The following is a 13356-nucleotide window of genomic DNA, read 5'->3' on the forward strand; positions in this document are numbered from 1 at the left end:
GAGGTACTGCTGTGAACGATGCGTACGACGCTGTGGACAACGACGCTACGGATAACGACGCGTACGACTACGACGTGATCGTCGTCGGTTCGGGCTTCGGCGGCTCGGTGACGGCCCTGCGGCTGACCGAGAAGGGGTACCGCGTCGGGGTCCTGGAGGCGGGCCGCCGCTTCACCCCCGAGACCCTGCCCAAGAACTCCTGGCACCTCCGCGACTATCTGTGGGCCCCCGCCCTCGGCTGCTACGGCATCCAGCGCATCCACGTCCTGGGCAAGGTCATGGTGCTGGCGGGGGCCGGGGTCGGGGGCGGCTCCCTCAACTACGCCAACACCCTCTACGTACCGCCCGAGCCCTTCTTCCGGGACCCGCAGTGGGGTGCCATCACCGACTGGCGGGCGGAGCTCACCCCGTACTACGACCAGGCGCGGCGGATGCTTGGGGCGCGCCTGAACAAGACCATGACCCCCTCCGACGAGCATCTGAAAGCCGCCGCCGAGCGGATGGGGGCGGGCGAGAGCTTCCATATGGCGCCGGTGGGGGTCTTCTTCGGGGACGGCGACGACGCGGACGGCACGACCACGGCGGCGCCGGGGGAGCGCGTCCCCGACCCGTACTTCGGCGGCGTGGGCCCCTCCCGCCGGGCCTGCACCGAATGCGGCGAATGCATGACCGGCTGCCGCCACGGCGCGAAGAACACCCTCAACGAGAACTACCTCCACCTCGCCGAGCGGGCCGGCGCCGCCGTCCACCCCATGACCACCGTCGTGGCCATCAGCGAGGACCGGCGCGGCGGCTACCGGGTCACCACCGTCCCCACCGACCGCCGCAGCAAGAGCCGCCGCCGCAAGGACCGCCGCCGCAAGAGCCCGCCGCGCGCGCTGCGCGCCCGCCAGGTCGTACTGGCCGCCGGGACGTACGGCACCCAGACGCTGCTGCACACCATGCGGGACAAGGGCCTGCTGCCCCGGATCTCCGACCGGCTCGGCATGCTCACCCGCACCAACTCCGAGGCCCTGGTCGGCGCACAGACCTCGGACCGCCGCTACCGCAAGGTCCACCCGGCGCGGGAGCGGGCCGACTTCACCCGCGGCGTGGCGATCACCTCCTCCATCCACCCCGACGACACCACCCACATCGAACCCGTCCGCTACGGCAGGGGCTCCAACGCGATGGGGCTGCTGTCCGTCCTGCAGATCCCCGACGGCGGCCGACTGCCGCGCTGGCTGCGGTTCCTGGGGGCCAACCTCCGGCATCCGACGCTCGCGATGCGCTCGATGTCCAACCGCCGCTGGTCGGAGCGCACCATCATCGGCCTGGTCATGCAGACCCACGACAACTCGCTCACCACCTACCGCAAGCCGAAGGGGATCGGGAAGGGTCTGCTCACCGCCAGGCAGGGGCACGGTGAGCCCAACCCGGACCACATCCCCGAGGGCGCCGAGGCCGCCCGCCACCTCGCCGAGTCCATCAACGGCTTCGCGGGCAGCAACGTCGGCGAACTGATGGGCACCCCGCTCACCGCCCACTTCCTCGGCGGCTGCCCGATCGGCACGGACCCCGACCATGGCGTGATCGACCCGTACCACCGGCTGTACGGGCACCCGGGCATCCACGTCGTGGACGGCGCGGCGGTCACCGCGAACCTCGGCGTCAACCCGTCCCTGACCATCACGGCCCAGGCGGAGCGCGCCATGTCCCTCTGGCCCAACAAGGGCACCCCCGACCCACGCCCACCCCAGGGCGCCCCGTACCAGCGCCTGTCCCCGGTCGCGCCTACGGCCCCCGCCGTCCCCGAGGACGCCTTCGGCGCCCTGAAGCTCCCCCTGCTCCCGGTCCCGAAGGTGCCGCCCGCCGCCGCCGACTAGGCGCGCCGGCGGCGGTCGGCCTGTCTCAGTTGGCGGCGGACCCGTCGAGCTCGGCGCGCCAGTCGGGTTCGACCGCCATCATGCGCGCGGTCTTCGACGGGTCGCGATCGACCATCTCGCCGAGCACCTTGTCGACGCGCTCCAGCACCTCGTCCTCCAGGCGCACACCGGCCGCCGTGGCGTTCTCGGTCACCTGCTCGGGCCGCGAGGCACCGATGACGGTGGCCGAGACCCCCGGCTGCCGCAGCACCCAGGCGATCGCGAGCTGGGCCATGGACAGCCCGGCGTCCTCGGCGACCGGACGCAGCCCCGCCACCCGCTCCAGCAGACCGCTGCCGAGCACCCGGCTGACGAACCTCGGGGCCCGGCCCGACGCGGTGGCGCGGGAGCCTTCCGGGGGAGCCTGGCCGGGGCGGTACTTGCCGGTGAGCACGCCCTGCGCCAGCGGCTGGAAGGCAAGTTGGCCGATGCCTTCCCGCAGGCACAGCGGAAGGACTTCGGGCTCGATGACCCGCCACAGCATGTTGTACTGCGGCTGGTTCGACACGATCCGGCTGCGCAGCCCGAGCTCCCCGGCCATCCGCAGCGCGGCCTCGATCTGGGGCGCCGTCCACTCGGACACCCCGATGTAGAGCACCTTGCCCTGCCGCACCAGGTCGTCGAAGGCGACAAGCGTCTCCTCCAGCGGCGTCCGCTCGTCGAACCGATGCGCCTGGTAGAGGTCGACGTAGTCCGTCCCCAGCCGGCGCAGCGAGGCATGGCAGGACTCCATGACGTGCTTACGGGACAGGCCGCGGTCGTTGGGGCCGTCCCCGGTCGGCAGGCAGACCTTGGTGGCGATCTCCACCGACGAGCGCCGCACCCCGCCAAGCGCCTCTCCGAGCAGCTCTTCCGCGGCGCCTTGGGCGTAGACGTCGGCGGTGTCGAAGGTCGTGACACCGCAGTCGAGCGCCGCCCGCACACACGCCAGGGCCGCGTCCCTGCCGACCGACTCCCCATGGGTCAGCCAGTTGCCGTACGTGATCTCGCTGACCATCAGGCCGCTGCGGCCGAGTTGACGATGTTCCATGGGCCGACACTAGACCTTGTCACTCCCGTCCGCCCGGCTGCTGATTCCGGCCGACGGCGTCAAAATCGTTTGACCTGGAGCGTGCTTCAGCTCCTAGTGTCCTGGGCAGACGGTTCCGAGCCCAGGAGGCCAAGCGGCATGACCAACGTTTCCATCCGGCACCTCGGCGAACTGGCGGTCTCCGCACAGGGCCTGGGGTGCATGGGCATGAGCCACGCCTACGGCGCCGCCGACGACGAGCAGTCGATCGCGACGCTGCACCGCGCCCTCGACCTCGGGGTGACCTTGCTGGACACCTCCGACTTCTACGGCGTCGGGCACAACGAGGAGCTGATCGGACGGGCCATCGCCGGGCGCCGTGACGAGGTGGTGCTGGCCACGAAGTTCGGCTTCGCCAACCGCCTGGGCGAGCCCACCCATATCCGCGGCGACGCCGCCTATGTGCGGCAGGCGTGCGAGGCGTCGCTGCGCCGGCTCGGGGTCGACCACATCGACCTCTACTACCAGCACCGGGTCGATCCGCAGGTGCCGATCGAGGAGACCGTCGGCGCCATGGCCGAGCTGGTGCGGGCCGGTAAGGTCCGCCACCTGGGGCTGTCCGAGGCCGGTGCGCAGACCATCCGGCGGGCGCATGCGGCGCACCCGATCGCCGCGCTGCAGAGCGAGTGGTCGCTGTGGACCCGCGACCTGGAGGTGGAGATCGCCCCGGTCTGCCGTGAGCTCGGCATCGGCCTCGTCCCGTTCTCCCCGCTCGGACGCGGCTTCCTCACCGGCCGGTACACCTCGGTCGAGGGGCTGGAGGAGACCGATATGCGGCGGACCCAGCCGCGTTTCGCCGACGGCAACCTCGAACGGAACCTGGCGATCGTCGCGAAGCTGAACGAGCTGGCCGAGGCGAAGGGGGTCACCGCCGGTCAGCTCGCCCTGGCCTGGGTCCAGCACCAGGGCGACGACGTGGTGCCGATCCCCGGCACCCGGCGGCAGCGGTATCTGGAGGAGAACATCGCGGCCCTGGACGTCGAGCTGTCCGCCGAGGACCTTGCCGCGATCGAGGCCGCGGCCCCGTCGGAGCAGATCGCGGGCACCCGCTACGACGCGACCAGCCTCACCTTCGTCAACGGCTGAGCTCGCTGCGGCGCACCGCCCCGACAGTTGGTTCATGCTGCTAGCCATGCTTGCATAATGCTTGCATGGCTACCATTCATGTACGGGAGATCTCCGAGGACACGCTGACCACACTCAAGGTCCGTGCGGCGCGGGCCGGGCAGTCGCTGCAGGCGTACGTCCGGCAGCTGCTGGACGGCGAGGCGGCGGCGCTCCCCCCCGAGGAAGCAGCTGACCGGGCGCGTACGATCGCGGCGCGCTCGGCGGTCACGGCGGACGATGTGGTGGAGGCGATCGCCGAGATGCGTGAGGCCCGCCAGTGATCGTGCTGGACACCTCAGCGCTGGTCGAGTTCCTGGTCGGCGCGGATGCCGTCGCGGAGAAGGTGCGCGTGGTCACCTTCGGCGAACGGCTGGCGGCGCCGTTTGCCGTCGATCTTGAGTGCGCTTCGACGCTGCGTGGCCTCGTGCGAGGGAGGAAACTTCCGGCGGACGAGGGCAAGCGGGCGTTGGAGCTGCTCGGCGCCATCAACCTGACGAGGTACGACCACGTGCCGTTCCTGCCGCGGATCTGGGAGCTGCGGCACAACATGTGGCTGTACGACGCGTCGTATGTGGCGCTGGCGGAGACGCTGGGGGCGGACCTGGTCACGGTGGACGGGAAGTTCAGTGGTGCACCAGGGCTCAGATGCCGTGTTCGGAACCTGCGTGAGGAGTAACCGCGCGCACGCCCGTCACGCACGACGAACACCGCGCCCGCGGCCACGAGCCGGCCGGCGGGGGCCGTTTCGGGCCGCGCCGATCATGCCCGCGGCCCGTAGGTGAGGCGGCGCAGGACGATCTCGGCGGGGCCGGCCTGGTCGCGTTTGTCGAGCAGGCGGGCGACCGATACGGTCATGAGCCAGACGGTCACCGCGATGGTCAGACCGGTCACGGTGGGGCTGCCGAAACGGTCGCCGAGGGCGAGCGTGAAGGGTGCCAGGAGGACCAGCCAGGCCACCGACTGGAACAGGTATCCCGACAGGGAGCGCCGGCCCAGGGCCGAGAGCGCGCCGACGACGGGGCCGGGCCGGGTGGCCCGCATGGCGATCAGGCCGAAGCCGGCTACGTAACCCGGGCCGGCGAACATGCCGCTGGCGCCGTGGAGCATCATCATCAGGCCGGCGGCCGACTCGTCGACGTGCAGCCATCCGGCGCCGACCAGAGCGGCCGGGAGACCTCCGGCGATGGCGACGCCGAGTCCAAGGACGGCGGTCCACTTGAGCAGGGTCTTGTGGCGGGCCGGTTCCTCGAGGACGCGACGGCGGGCGGCCCACATGCCCAGCCACGTGATGATGATGAAGGGCAGGACGGTCAGCGTGTGCATCGGCCATTCGCCGAGGCGATCCAGCACGGATGCGAGGTAGTCGGGCGCGGCGAGGGAGTCGACGTGGCCCGACGGCAGCGGGGCCGACCCGCCCGAACCTCCGATGCCGCTCACCACGATGGCGCCGATGACCAGGACCTCGACCGCGGACAGAGCCCAGAGCACCAGCGCGGTCCGGTGGAACCTGTCGCCGCGGCGCAGTAGCACCAGGGTCATCACGATCCCGACGATCCCGTAGGCGCCGAGGAAGTCGCCGTAGTACAGCAAGGTGGCGTGCACGAACCCGAAGGCGACGAGCCACAGGTTGCGGCGTAAAAGCACCGAACGGACCTGCTTCGGCGTGGCGCCGGAGGCGTCCTGGCGGCGGGCGAGTTGGACGAGGCCGTAGCCGAACATCACGGCGAAGACCGGGTACCCGCGGGCGTGGACGAGCTCGAAGAGCGCGAAGTTGAGGCCGCGGTCGGCGCCTTCTGGCGTGGTGTCGAGGCCGGGCTCACCGGCGAAGACGACTCCGGCGACGTTGGCCAGCGCGATGATCAGCAGCATCGCTCCCCGGGCCAGGTCCGGCGCGAGGGCGCGTTCGGCGCGCCGTACCGGCCCTCGCCCTCTTGATGTCCGCGGTGCGGTGTCAGCGCTCACGTTCGTCCCTCTCCCCGAGATCCTGCGCTTTAGTTTCTGAGAGAAAGTATCACGGGCATACTAAATACGACAGGCGCACTGGGTCTGGCATGATGGGCCTCAGCATCCGGGGCGAACGAGGGAGCCATGACCAGCGAGGACTTCATTCCGGCGGCGCTTCGCCGGCTGTGGGGGATCTCGGAGTCCTCGCGTCTCGGGCGGCCCGCGGTCCTCGACGTCAACCTGGTCGTCGCCGCGGCGGTGAAAATCGCCGACCGCGACGGGCTCGGCGGTGTGACGCTTCCCAAGGTCGCCAAGAGCCTCGGCTTCACGGGGATGTCGCTCTACCGGTACGTCGGATCCAAGGACGAGTTGCTCACGCTCATGGCCGACTCCGCCCTGGGTGCACCGCCGGCCATGGACACCGACGACTGGCGCGAAGGGCTGCGCGGCTGGGCCTTCGCGCAGCGCGCGGTTTTCCGGCGCCGGCCGTGGCTGACGCGCGTGCCCACCTCCGGACCACCCTCCGGGCCGAACCAGATCGCCTGGATGGAGGCCGCTCTGGCGATCTTGTCCGGCACCCGCCTCGACTGGGCGCACAAGGTTGGCGTCCTATCGCTGATCAGCGGTTACGTGGTCCAGTCGGTTCGGCAGTACAGCGAACTCGCCGAGGGCAGGGCCGAGGGTCAGGGGCAGGCCGACGCCGAGCGCGAATACGGTCGCGCGCTGGTGCGGCTCGTCGAGCCCGAACGCTTCCCCGAGACGGCCCGGCTGTTCTCCTCGACGTTGTTCGAGGCGCCGCCGTCGGACACTCCCGATGCGGCGATCGCCGACGCGGACTTCTCGCTCGGGCTGGAACTGATCCTCGACGGCGTCGCCGTCCGGATCGACGGCCCCGACTCCTGAGGGGCGTCGCGGCTCTTATGGGCCCTCACCGCCGCCGGGCCTCGCCATCCCACCGGTGCAGCCGCACATGTGTGAAGGGGCCGCCCCCTCCGGGGCGACCCCTTCGTCATGGCCCGTCGGCTCACGCCGTCACGCCGTCAGGCTGCTGTCATGGCGTCGTTACGCGGCCACGCCACCGCTGCGGCGACGGCGCACCACGAACACCGCGCCCGCGCCCGCGGCCATCGCGACGCCGCCGATCACGGCGATGGTCGGCAGCGCGGAGGAGGAGCCGGTCTCGGCGAGGGAGCCCTTGGGGTTGATCTTCGTGTCGCCCACCGGCTTGGGCAGGGGCTTCTTGCCGCCCTGCGGCTCCGGCTTGGGCTCGGCCGGCGGGATGTGGCCGGGCTTCGAGCCGGCCGGGAGCACGTCGAACTCGTAGTAGTCGCCGGTCGAGAAGACGCAGTTGCCCTCGTCGTCCGTGTAGACACCAAAGGTGAGCGCGTAGCCGAAGCCGTCACCGAGGGCCTTGGCGGACACGCTCAGCCGCATGTCGAGGGCGATGGTCTCGTGGGCGCGTACGTCGGTGTAGCCGATGTAGCCCGCGCCCGGGTCGTTCTCGTCGGTGGAGATCGACGTCCAGGCACCGGTGTCCGGGTCCTTGTACTGCAGCGTCAGGAACTTGCCGGTGCCGTCGGGGTGCTTGGAGTCCGCGGTGCCGGCGAAGACGCCGAAGTCCACGCGCTTGAGGGACTTGTCCGAGTCGTTCTTGACCTGGAACTTGAAGCTGTGGAAACCGCTGCCCGCCACGACCTTCGACGGCAGGCCGGTGATGGTGGTGGTGAGGTCCGGGTTCTCTTCGTACGACCCGTCGTCGTTGCAGTCGTCACCCGGCGTCGGCTCGTCCGTCGGCTCATCGGTCGGCGGCTTGGTGTCCGTCGGGGTGTCGGTGGTGGGCGGAGTGGTCGGCGGCTTGGTGTCCGTCGGGGTGTCCGTGGTGGGCGGGGTGGTCGGCGGCTTGGTGTCCGTCGGCTCGTCGGTCGGCGTGGGCCCGTCCGTCGGGGTCCCGGTCGGCGCAGTGGTCTCCGAGGGGTCGGCGGTCGGGGTGACGCTGGTGGTCGGGTCGGCCGACGGCGTCTCCTCCGCAAAGGCAGCGGGCGCCGCCAGCAGCGCGGCGGGGACTATGGCGGCCGTCGCTGCGGCGGTCGCCAGGGCGCGGCGAAGCTTCATGAAGACCTCTTCTGGTCCGTCCGTGCCGCTGGTCGCCAGCGGCACGCGGTGGAAGGCCGTCGCGGTGGGGGCGCGGTCTGGCCGTGCGTTTGCACGTACATGACCGGTCAGCCGACCGAAAGGTTGCGCTCGAAGTTGCTCACGGAATGGTCACAGAAAAACCCGATCAAGGTCACGGGTCCAGAGGCGCCGCGCGAGGGGAGCGCGAAGGGCCCCGGGGGCGCCCGCGCGGGGCGGGCGTCCCCGGGGCCCTAGGCGGTCAGCACCGGCGTCAGGGCAGCGCCGGTGCTGAAGGGCGGCGCCGGGGGGAGCGCCGCTGGCTTTGGGTGCCGCCGGTCTTTCGGGGCAGTGTGCTTTTGAGGGGCAGTGTGCTTTTGAGTCGTACGCCTGCGAGTCGTGCGGCTGCGTGCGCGCGGTGCGCTTTCGGGTGGAGCGCGGCGGTGCAGCGGCGATACAAGAGGGGGCGTACGCCCGCGTGGTCGGACCAATGACGGTAGGGAGGTCCGGGGGTGTCTTCCCTCCGTGCATCGTGGTGGATGTGGCGCTTCCGGCGCAACCGTTTCGACCGGATACGGTCGGCCCCAGGCGTCCCGGGGGCCGACCGTTCTTTGGGGTGGTGACCGGGCTGCTGTCCCCTGCTGACCGGTCACCTCGCCGAGGCGAGGTCCCACGACGCGCCGCCTGAATCACCGCAGGGGGCCGCGTCTCATCGCTTCGGCGGATCTGAGCCACGCGTGGATACTTCCGGGCCGCTCCTGGCTGGCGCGGACAACGGGCTCAACGAAGCGGCTCACGGCCTGGTCACGCGGCGTACGGGTGACGGCGCGTGACGGCGCGGGCGCGCAAAGTGCCGGGAATGCGGGCGGAATGCGCGCGGAAACGTGCCAGGAAAGTCGTGATGGCGAGCCCGTTAGAATCGATGGTCCAACCCCCAGAAACACCGCAACCTCCGCCGGAAGGCCGCCGAAGTGCCATCAGCGTCCCCTGCTGCCGCCCCCGACACCGTCCTGGTCGTCGACTTCGGCGCGCAGTACGCCCAGCTCATCGCCCGTCGCGTCCGCGAGGCCCGGGTCTACAGCGAGATCGTCCCGTCCACCATGCCGGTGGCCGAAATGCTCGCCAAGAAGCCGAGGGCGATCATCCTCTCCGGCGGCCCCTCGTCGGTGTACGCGGAGGGTGCGCCCACCGTCGACCGCGCGCTGTTCGAGGCCGGGGTGCCGATCTTCGGCATGTGCTACGGCTTCCAGCTGATGGCCACCACGCTCGGCGGCACCGTCGACAACACCGGGGCCCGTGAGTACGGCCGTACGCAGCTGGCCGTCAGCAAGCCCGGCTCCACGCTCTTCGAGGGCACCCCGGCCGAGCAGACCGTGTGGATGTCGCACGGCGACGCCTGCTCGGCCGCCCCCGAGGGCTTCACCGTCACCGCCTCCACCGACGTGGTGCCGGTCGCGGCCTTCGAGAACGACGAGAAGAAGCTGTACGGCGTGCAGCACCACCCCGAGGTGATGCACTCCACCCACGGGCAGCAGGTGCTGGAGCACTTCCTCTACCGGGGCGCCGGGATCGAGCCGAGCTGGACCACCAGCAATGTGGTGGAGGAGACCGTCGCCGCCATCCGTGAGCAGGTCGGCACCAAGCGCGCGATCTGCGGCCTGTCCGGCGGCGTGGACTCCGCCGTCGCCGCCGCCCTCGTCCAGCGGGCCATCGGCGACCAGCTGACCTGCGTGTACGTGGACCACGGCCTGATGCGCAAGGGCGAGTCCGAGCAGGTCGAGAAGGACTTCGTCGCGGCCACCGGCGTCCAGCTGAAGGTCGTCGACGCCGAGGAGCGCTTCCTGACCGCGCTCGCCGGGGTGTCCGACCCCGAGGAGAAGCGGAAGATCATCGGCCGGGAGTTCATCCGGGTCTTCGAGCAGGCCCAGGCCGAGATCATCGCAGATGAGGGCCCGGCCGTGGAGTTCCTGGTGCAGGGCACCCTCTACCCGGACGTGGTGGAGTCCGGCGGCGGCACCGGCACCGCCAACATCAAGTCCCACCACAACGTGGGCGGGCTTCCCGACGACCTCGAGTTCAAGCTGATCGAGCCGCTGCGCCGGCTGTTCAAGGACGAGGTGCGGATGGTCGGCCAGGAGCTCGGGCTCCCGGACGAGATCGTCCAGCGCCAGCCCTTCCCGGGCCCTGGCCTGGGCATCCGTATCGTCGGCGAGGTCACCAAGGAGCGCCTGGACCTGCTGCGCGAGGCCGACGCCATCGCGCGCGAGGAGCTGACCGCCGCGGGCCTGGACCGGGACATCTGGCAGTGCCCGGTGGTGCTGCTCGCGGATGTGCGCTCGGTGGGCGTGCAGGGCGACGGCCGTACGTATGGCCACCCGATCGTGCTGCGCCCCGTCTCCTCCGAGGACGCGATGACCGCGGACTGGTCGCGGCTGCCGTACGACGTGCTGTCGCGGATCTCGACCCGGATCACCAATGAGGTCGACGAGGTGAACCGCGTGGTCCTGGACATCACCAGCAAGCCCCCGGGCACCATCGAGTGGGAGTGACCCCAGCCCGCTTCCCCGTACACGCTGACGCCGTCGCCCCGTTCCAGCGGGCGGCGGCGTCAGCGTGTACGGGTTCGCTCGGCGAACGAGCCCTGAAGAGAGGACGCGGCTCTGGCGTCCTGTGATACCGCTCCTGAGCAGTGCCCATGCACTGGCACACCCCGAACGATCTTGGGTGCACTGGTCCCCGGCGTACTCGACCCCGGGGCGGCGACACGGATCCTGTCCGTGGTCCGATCCCGGGAGGCCGGTTCCCTATGCGACCTGGCCTGTGGGCTCGGCCAGGGGCGACGGGGAGGCCCTGAACCATCACTCCGGTGGAGCAGGGGCCCCGCACGCTGGCACCGAACCCGGCGTCCCAGATCGCGAGTTCACGCTACTCTGCTCAGCAGGGAACACCGCAACCCCGGAAGCCGACCATCACACGATCGAGCTAAAACGACCTTACGCACACTCGTCGGCCAGTAGCTGGCTACCCCCAGGTAGCTTCCGCTCCGAGCCCTGAGAGCAGCAGTGCGCCAAGGAGTGAGCCGCCGATGCCGCCGATACCGGAGCCGATCCCCACCGACCAGTTGCACTTCACCCTGCCGCCGCAGCACGCCTCGCCGGCGGACGAGCGGCGCCACCGCAAGGAGCGGCTGGCCGCCGCCCTGCGCCTCTTCGGGCGGTACGGGTTCGAGGAGGGGGTCTCGGGCCATATCACCGCGCGGGACCCGGAGTTCACCGACTGCTTCTGGGTGAACCCCTTCGGGATGTCCTTCCGCCACATCACTGTCAGCGATCTGATCCTCGTCAACCAGGCGGGCCGGGTGGTCCAGGGGCGCCACCACGTCAACCAGGCGGCGTTTGTCGTTCACTCGTCCGTGCATCAGGCGCGGCCGGAGGTCGTGGCCGTCGCACACTGCCACTCGGTGCACGGCCGCGCCCTGTCGGCGCTCGGTGAACTGCTCGAACCCATCACCCAGGACGTCTGCGCCTTCTTCGAGGACCACGCGCTCTACGACCGCTATACGGGCGTGGTCGTGGACGAGGCGGAGGGGCGGGCCATCGCGGCCGCGCTCGGCCCCCGTAAGGCCGTCATCCTGCGCAATCACGGACTTCTGACGGTCGGCGACTCGGTCGACGCGGCCGCCTGGTGGTTCATCGCGATGGAGCGCTCCTGCCAGGTGCAGCTGGCCGCGAAGGCCGCGGGCAAGCCGGTCCTGATCGACTACAAGAACGCGGTGCAGACCCGTGAGCAGCTGGGCACCGATCTCGTCGCCTGGATCAACTATCAACCTCTGTACCAGCAGATCACCCGCGGTGAGCCGGACCTGCTGAGCTGAGACCCCCCGACTTACGGCACAATCCCCTGTCAAGACATGTCAGTTGGGACCAGAGCGCCGACTGACCCGGGAGAACGACGAGCGGAGCCCTCGTGGCGGTGAAAGCGGCGGAAGACGCCACGACGGCAGAGCGCCATACGCGCCATACGCACAGCGGATGCGAGTGCGGCGAATGCGCCCGGGACGGGCACCGGCGGGCGGTGGCCGCGTTCCTGGCCCTGCGTGACCGGTTCGCGGCCGGGGAGGGCCTGCCCGCGGCGCTCGCGCACTCCGCCGAGGCATCCCGGCAGTGGGTGTCGGACGAGCTGACGCAGGCGGCCCGGACGACCTGGGACACCGGCCGCGCCGAGAGCTTCGTATGGGGCGGGGCGGTGCGGCGGCGCACGCTGTACGTGGTGTGGGGCGCGGTCGGGGCGCTGCTGATCGGGCAGTTGGCCACGGCGGTCGGCGCGGGCTGGTCGGCGGCGCGTACGGCCTCGCTGACCGTCGCGCTGCTCGCGGCCGGGCTGCTGACGCTCGCCGCCCTGCTGCACCGCGGCAGCGGCGGCCCGCTTGCCCCGCTCGTCGGCGAGGACAACCGCCTGTCCACCTCGCGCGCCGTGGCCGCCGCGTGGCTGCTGTTCGCGGTCTTCGCGGTGCTGATGCTCGCGGTCGAGCTGGCCTTCGCCCCGGAGGCGGGGGAGGCGGGGGAGGCGGGGGAGCGTACGGCCGACGGGCTGGCCCCGGGCGGCGCCGCAGGGCTGCTCACCGTCACCGCCCTGGCCTGCCTGGCCGCGGTCGCGGCCCGGCTCGTGGTGGCGGCGCGGGTGCGGGCGCAGCGGCTGCAGAAGGTCCGGGCGCTGCGGCCGCGCGCCGCGGATCTGCTGACCGACGACGCGGGCCGCGGCAGCCTGGCGGACGCGCAGTACGTGGTGGTGCAGGCGGTCGTGCTGGTTTTTGCCGCGGTGCGGCTGGCGCGCGAGCCGCAGCGGCTGCCCGAACTGCCCTGGGGCCTGGCGCTGCTGGCCGCCGTCTCGGTGCTGATGTACCTGGCCGGGAAGTACACGGAGGGCGGTCGGCCCACGGTGCTCTCGGTGGTCCGGGTCCGGCCCGAGGAGGGCGGTTTCGACCGGGACGCGCCGATCCGCACCGGGGACGACATCGAGATCCGCGGCAGCGGCTTCGTACCCCCGGGGGCGGAGGAGCCGGACCGGCTCGCCCGTATGGTCGTACGGATCGGGGCGGTGCACGTCCAGGTGCCGCTGGTGCCGGTCGCCGGGGGCTTCAGCAACCCGACCGACACCGTGCTGACCGTGCCGGTGCCGGTGGATGTGGAGCCGGGGCGGGTGGAGGTGCAGGTCGTCACCGCG

General features: G+C 71.2%; 11 protein-coding genes. 8 read left to right on the forward strand and 3 right to left on the reverse strand.

Annotated elements, in window-relative coordinates; translation table 11 throughout:
- The first annotated feature begins 11 nt into the window (after positions 1 to 11).
- Entirely contained in the window at positions 12 to 1865 is a 1854-nt protein-coding gene (locus ACWDSL_RS23195) for a GMC oxidoreductase (protein WP_450488269.1), read from the forward strand.
- A 25-nt stretch (positions 1866 to 1890) separates the two neighbouring features.
- Here ACWDSL_RS23195 and ACWDSL_RS23200 read toward each other — a convergent pair whose 3' ends face one another.
- Positions 1891 to 2934, reverse strand: a complete 1044-nt coding sequence (locus ACWDSL_RS23200; RefSeq protein WP_450488271.1) for an aldo/keto reductase family protein — start codon at positions 2932 to 2934, stop codon at positions 1891 to 1893.
- A 138-nt stretch (positions 2935 to 3072) separates the two neighbouring features.
- Between ACWDSL_RS23200 and ACWDSL_RS23205 the strand changes: the two genes are divergently transcribed.
- The 3 genes from ACWDSL_RS23205 to ACWDSL_RS23215 all read left to right on the forward strand — a co-directional run bounded on the left by ACWDSL_RS23205 (position 3073) and on the right by ACWDSL_RS23215 (position 4756).
- The gene (locus tag ACWDSL_RS23205) at positions 3073 to 4059 is read left to right on the forward strand and encodes an aldo/keto reductase (protein ID WP_450488273.1); all 987 of its coding nucleotides are present in this window, start codon (positions 3073 to 3075) and stop codon (positions 4057 to 4059) included.
- A gap of 65 nt (positions 4060 to 4124) precedes the next feature.
- Positions 4125 to 4361, forward strand: coding sequence for a FitA-like ribbon-helix-helix domain-containing protein (locus tag ACWDSL_RS23210; RefSeq protein ID WP_450488275.1), 237 nt, complete (start codon positions 4125 to 4127; stop codon positions 4359 to 4361).
- 2 nt (positions 4362 to 4363) lie between these two features.
- Complete coding sequence (locus ACWDSL_RS23215; protein WP_450488277.1) at positions 4364 to 4756, forward strand: type II toxin-antitoxin system VapC family toxin; 393 nt, start codon at positions 4364 to 4366, stop codon at positions 4754 to 4756.
- Positions 4757 to 4839: 83 nt separating this feature from the next.
- Here the strand turns inward: ACWDSL_RS23215 and ACWDSL_RS23220 are convergent, their stop codons facing one another.
- Positions 4840 to 6042: a DUF418 domain-containing protein gene (locus ACWDSL_RS23220; RefSeq protein ID WP_450488279.1), complete on the reverse strand. Its 1203-nt coding sequence runs from the start codon at positions 6040 to 6042 to the stop codon at positions 4840 to 4842.
- Between the two features lie 126 nt (positions 6043 to 6168).
- Here ACWDSL_RS23220 and ACWDSL_RS23225 point away from each other — a divergent pair, with 126 nt between their 5' ends.
- Complete coding sequence (locus tag ACWDSL_RS23225) at positions 6169 to 6927, forward strand: TetR/AcrR family transcriptional regulator (RefSeq protein ID WP_450488281.1); 759 nt, start codon at positions 6169 to 6171, stop codon at positions 6925 to 6927.
- A 159-nt stretch (positions 6928 to 7086) separates the two neighbouring features.
- Here the strand turns inward: ACWDSL_RS23225 and ACWDSL_RS23230 are convergent, their stop codons facing one another.
- Positions 7087 to 8136, reverse strand: a complete 1050-nt coding sequence (locus ACWDSL_RS23230; protein ID WP_450488283.1) for an LAETG motif-containing sortase-dependent surface protein — start codon at positions 8134 to 8136, stop codon at positions 7087 to 7089.
- Positions 8137 to 9104: 968 nt separating this feature from the next.
- Here ACWDSL_RS23230 and guaA point away from each other — a divergent pair.
- From guaA to ACWDSL_RS23245, 3 genes are all read left to right on the forward strand, one after another.
- Positions 9105 to 10682: a glutamine-hydrolyzing GMP synthase gene (guaA, locus tag ACWDSL_RS23235; RefSeq protein WP_450488285.1), complete on the forward strand. Its 1578-nt coding sequence runs from the start codon at positions 9105 to 9107 to the stop codon at positions 10680 to 10682.
- Positions 10683 to 11218: 536 nt separating this feature from the next.
- On the forward strand, positions 11219 to 12007 hold the full coding sequence (locus ACWDSL_RS23240; protein WP_450488287.1) for a class II aldolase/adducin family protein: 789 nt from the start codon (positions 11219 to 11221) through the stop codon (positions 12005 to 12007).
- A gap of 92 nt (positions 12008 to 12099) precedes the next feature.
- Positions 12100 to 13356 (forward strand): hypothetical protein (locus tag ACWDSL_RS23245; RefSeq protein WP_450488289.1); only part of this gene is annotated, 1257 nt, incomplete at its 3' end.

Source organism: Streptomyces sp. NPDC000941, from assembly GCF_053599555.1.

Coding starts and splice junctions, on each gene's coding strand:
- ACWDSL_RS23200 (WP_450488271.1), bottom strand. CDS start 2,934: ATGGAACATCGTCAACTCGGCCGCAGCGGCCTGATGGTCAGCGAGATC.
- ACWDSL_RS23205 (WP_450488273.1), top strand. CDS start 3,073: ATGACCAACGTTTCCATCCGGCACCTCGGCGAACTGGCGGTCTCCGCA.
- ACWDSL_RS23210 (WP_450488275.1), top strand. CDS start 4,125: ATGGCTACCATTCATGTACGGGAGATCTCCGAGGACACGCTGACCACA.
- ACWDSL_RS23225 (WP_450488281.1), top strand. CDS start 6,169: ATGACCAGCGAGGACTTCATTCCGGCGGCGCTTCGCCGGCTGTGGGGG.
- ACWDSL_RS23230 (WP_450488283.1), bottom strand. CDS start 8,136: ATGAAGCTTCGCCGCGCCCTGGCGACCGCCGCAGCGACGGCCGCCATA.
- ACWDSL_RS23240 (WP_450488287.1), top strand. CDS start 11,219: ATGCCGCCGATACCGGAGCCGATCCCCACCGACCAGTTGCACTTCACC.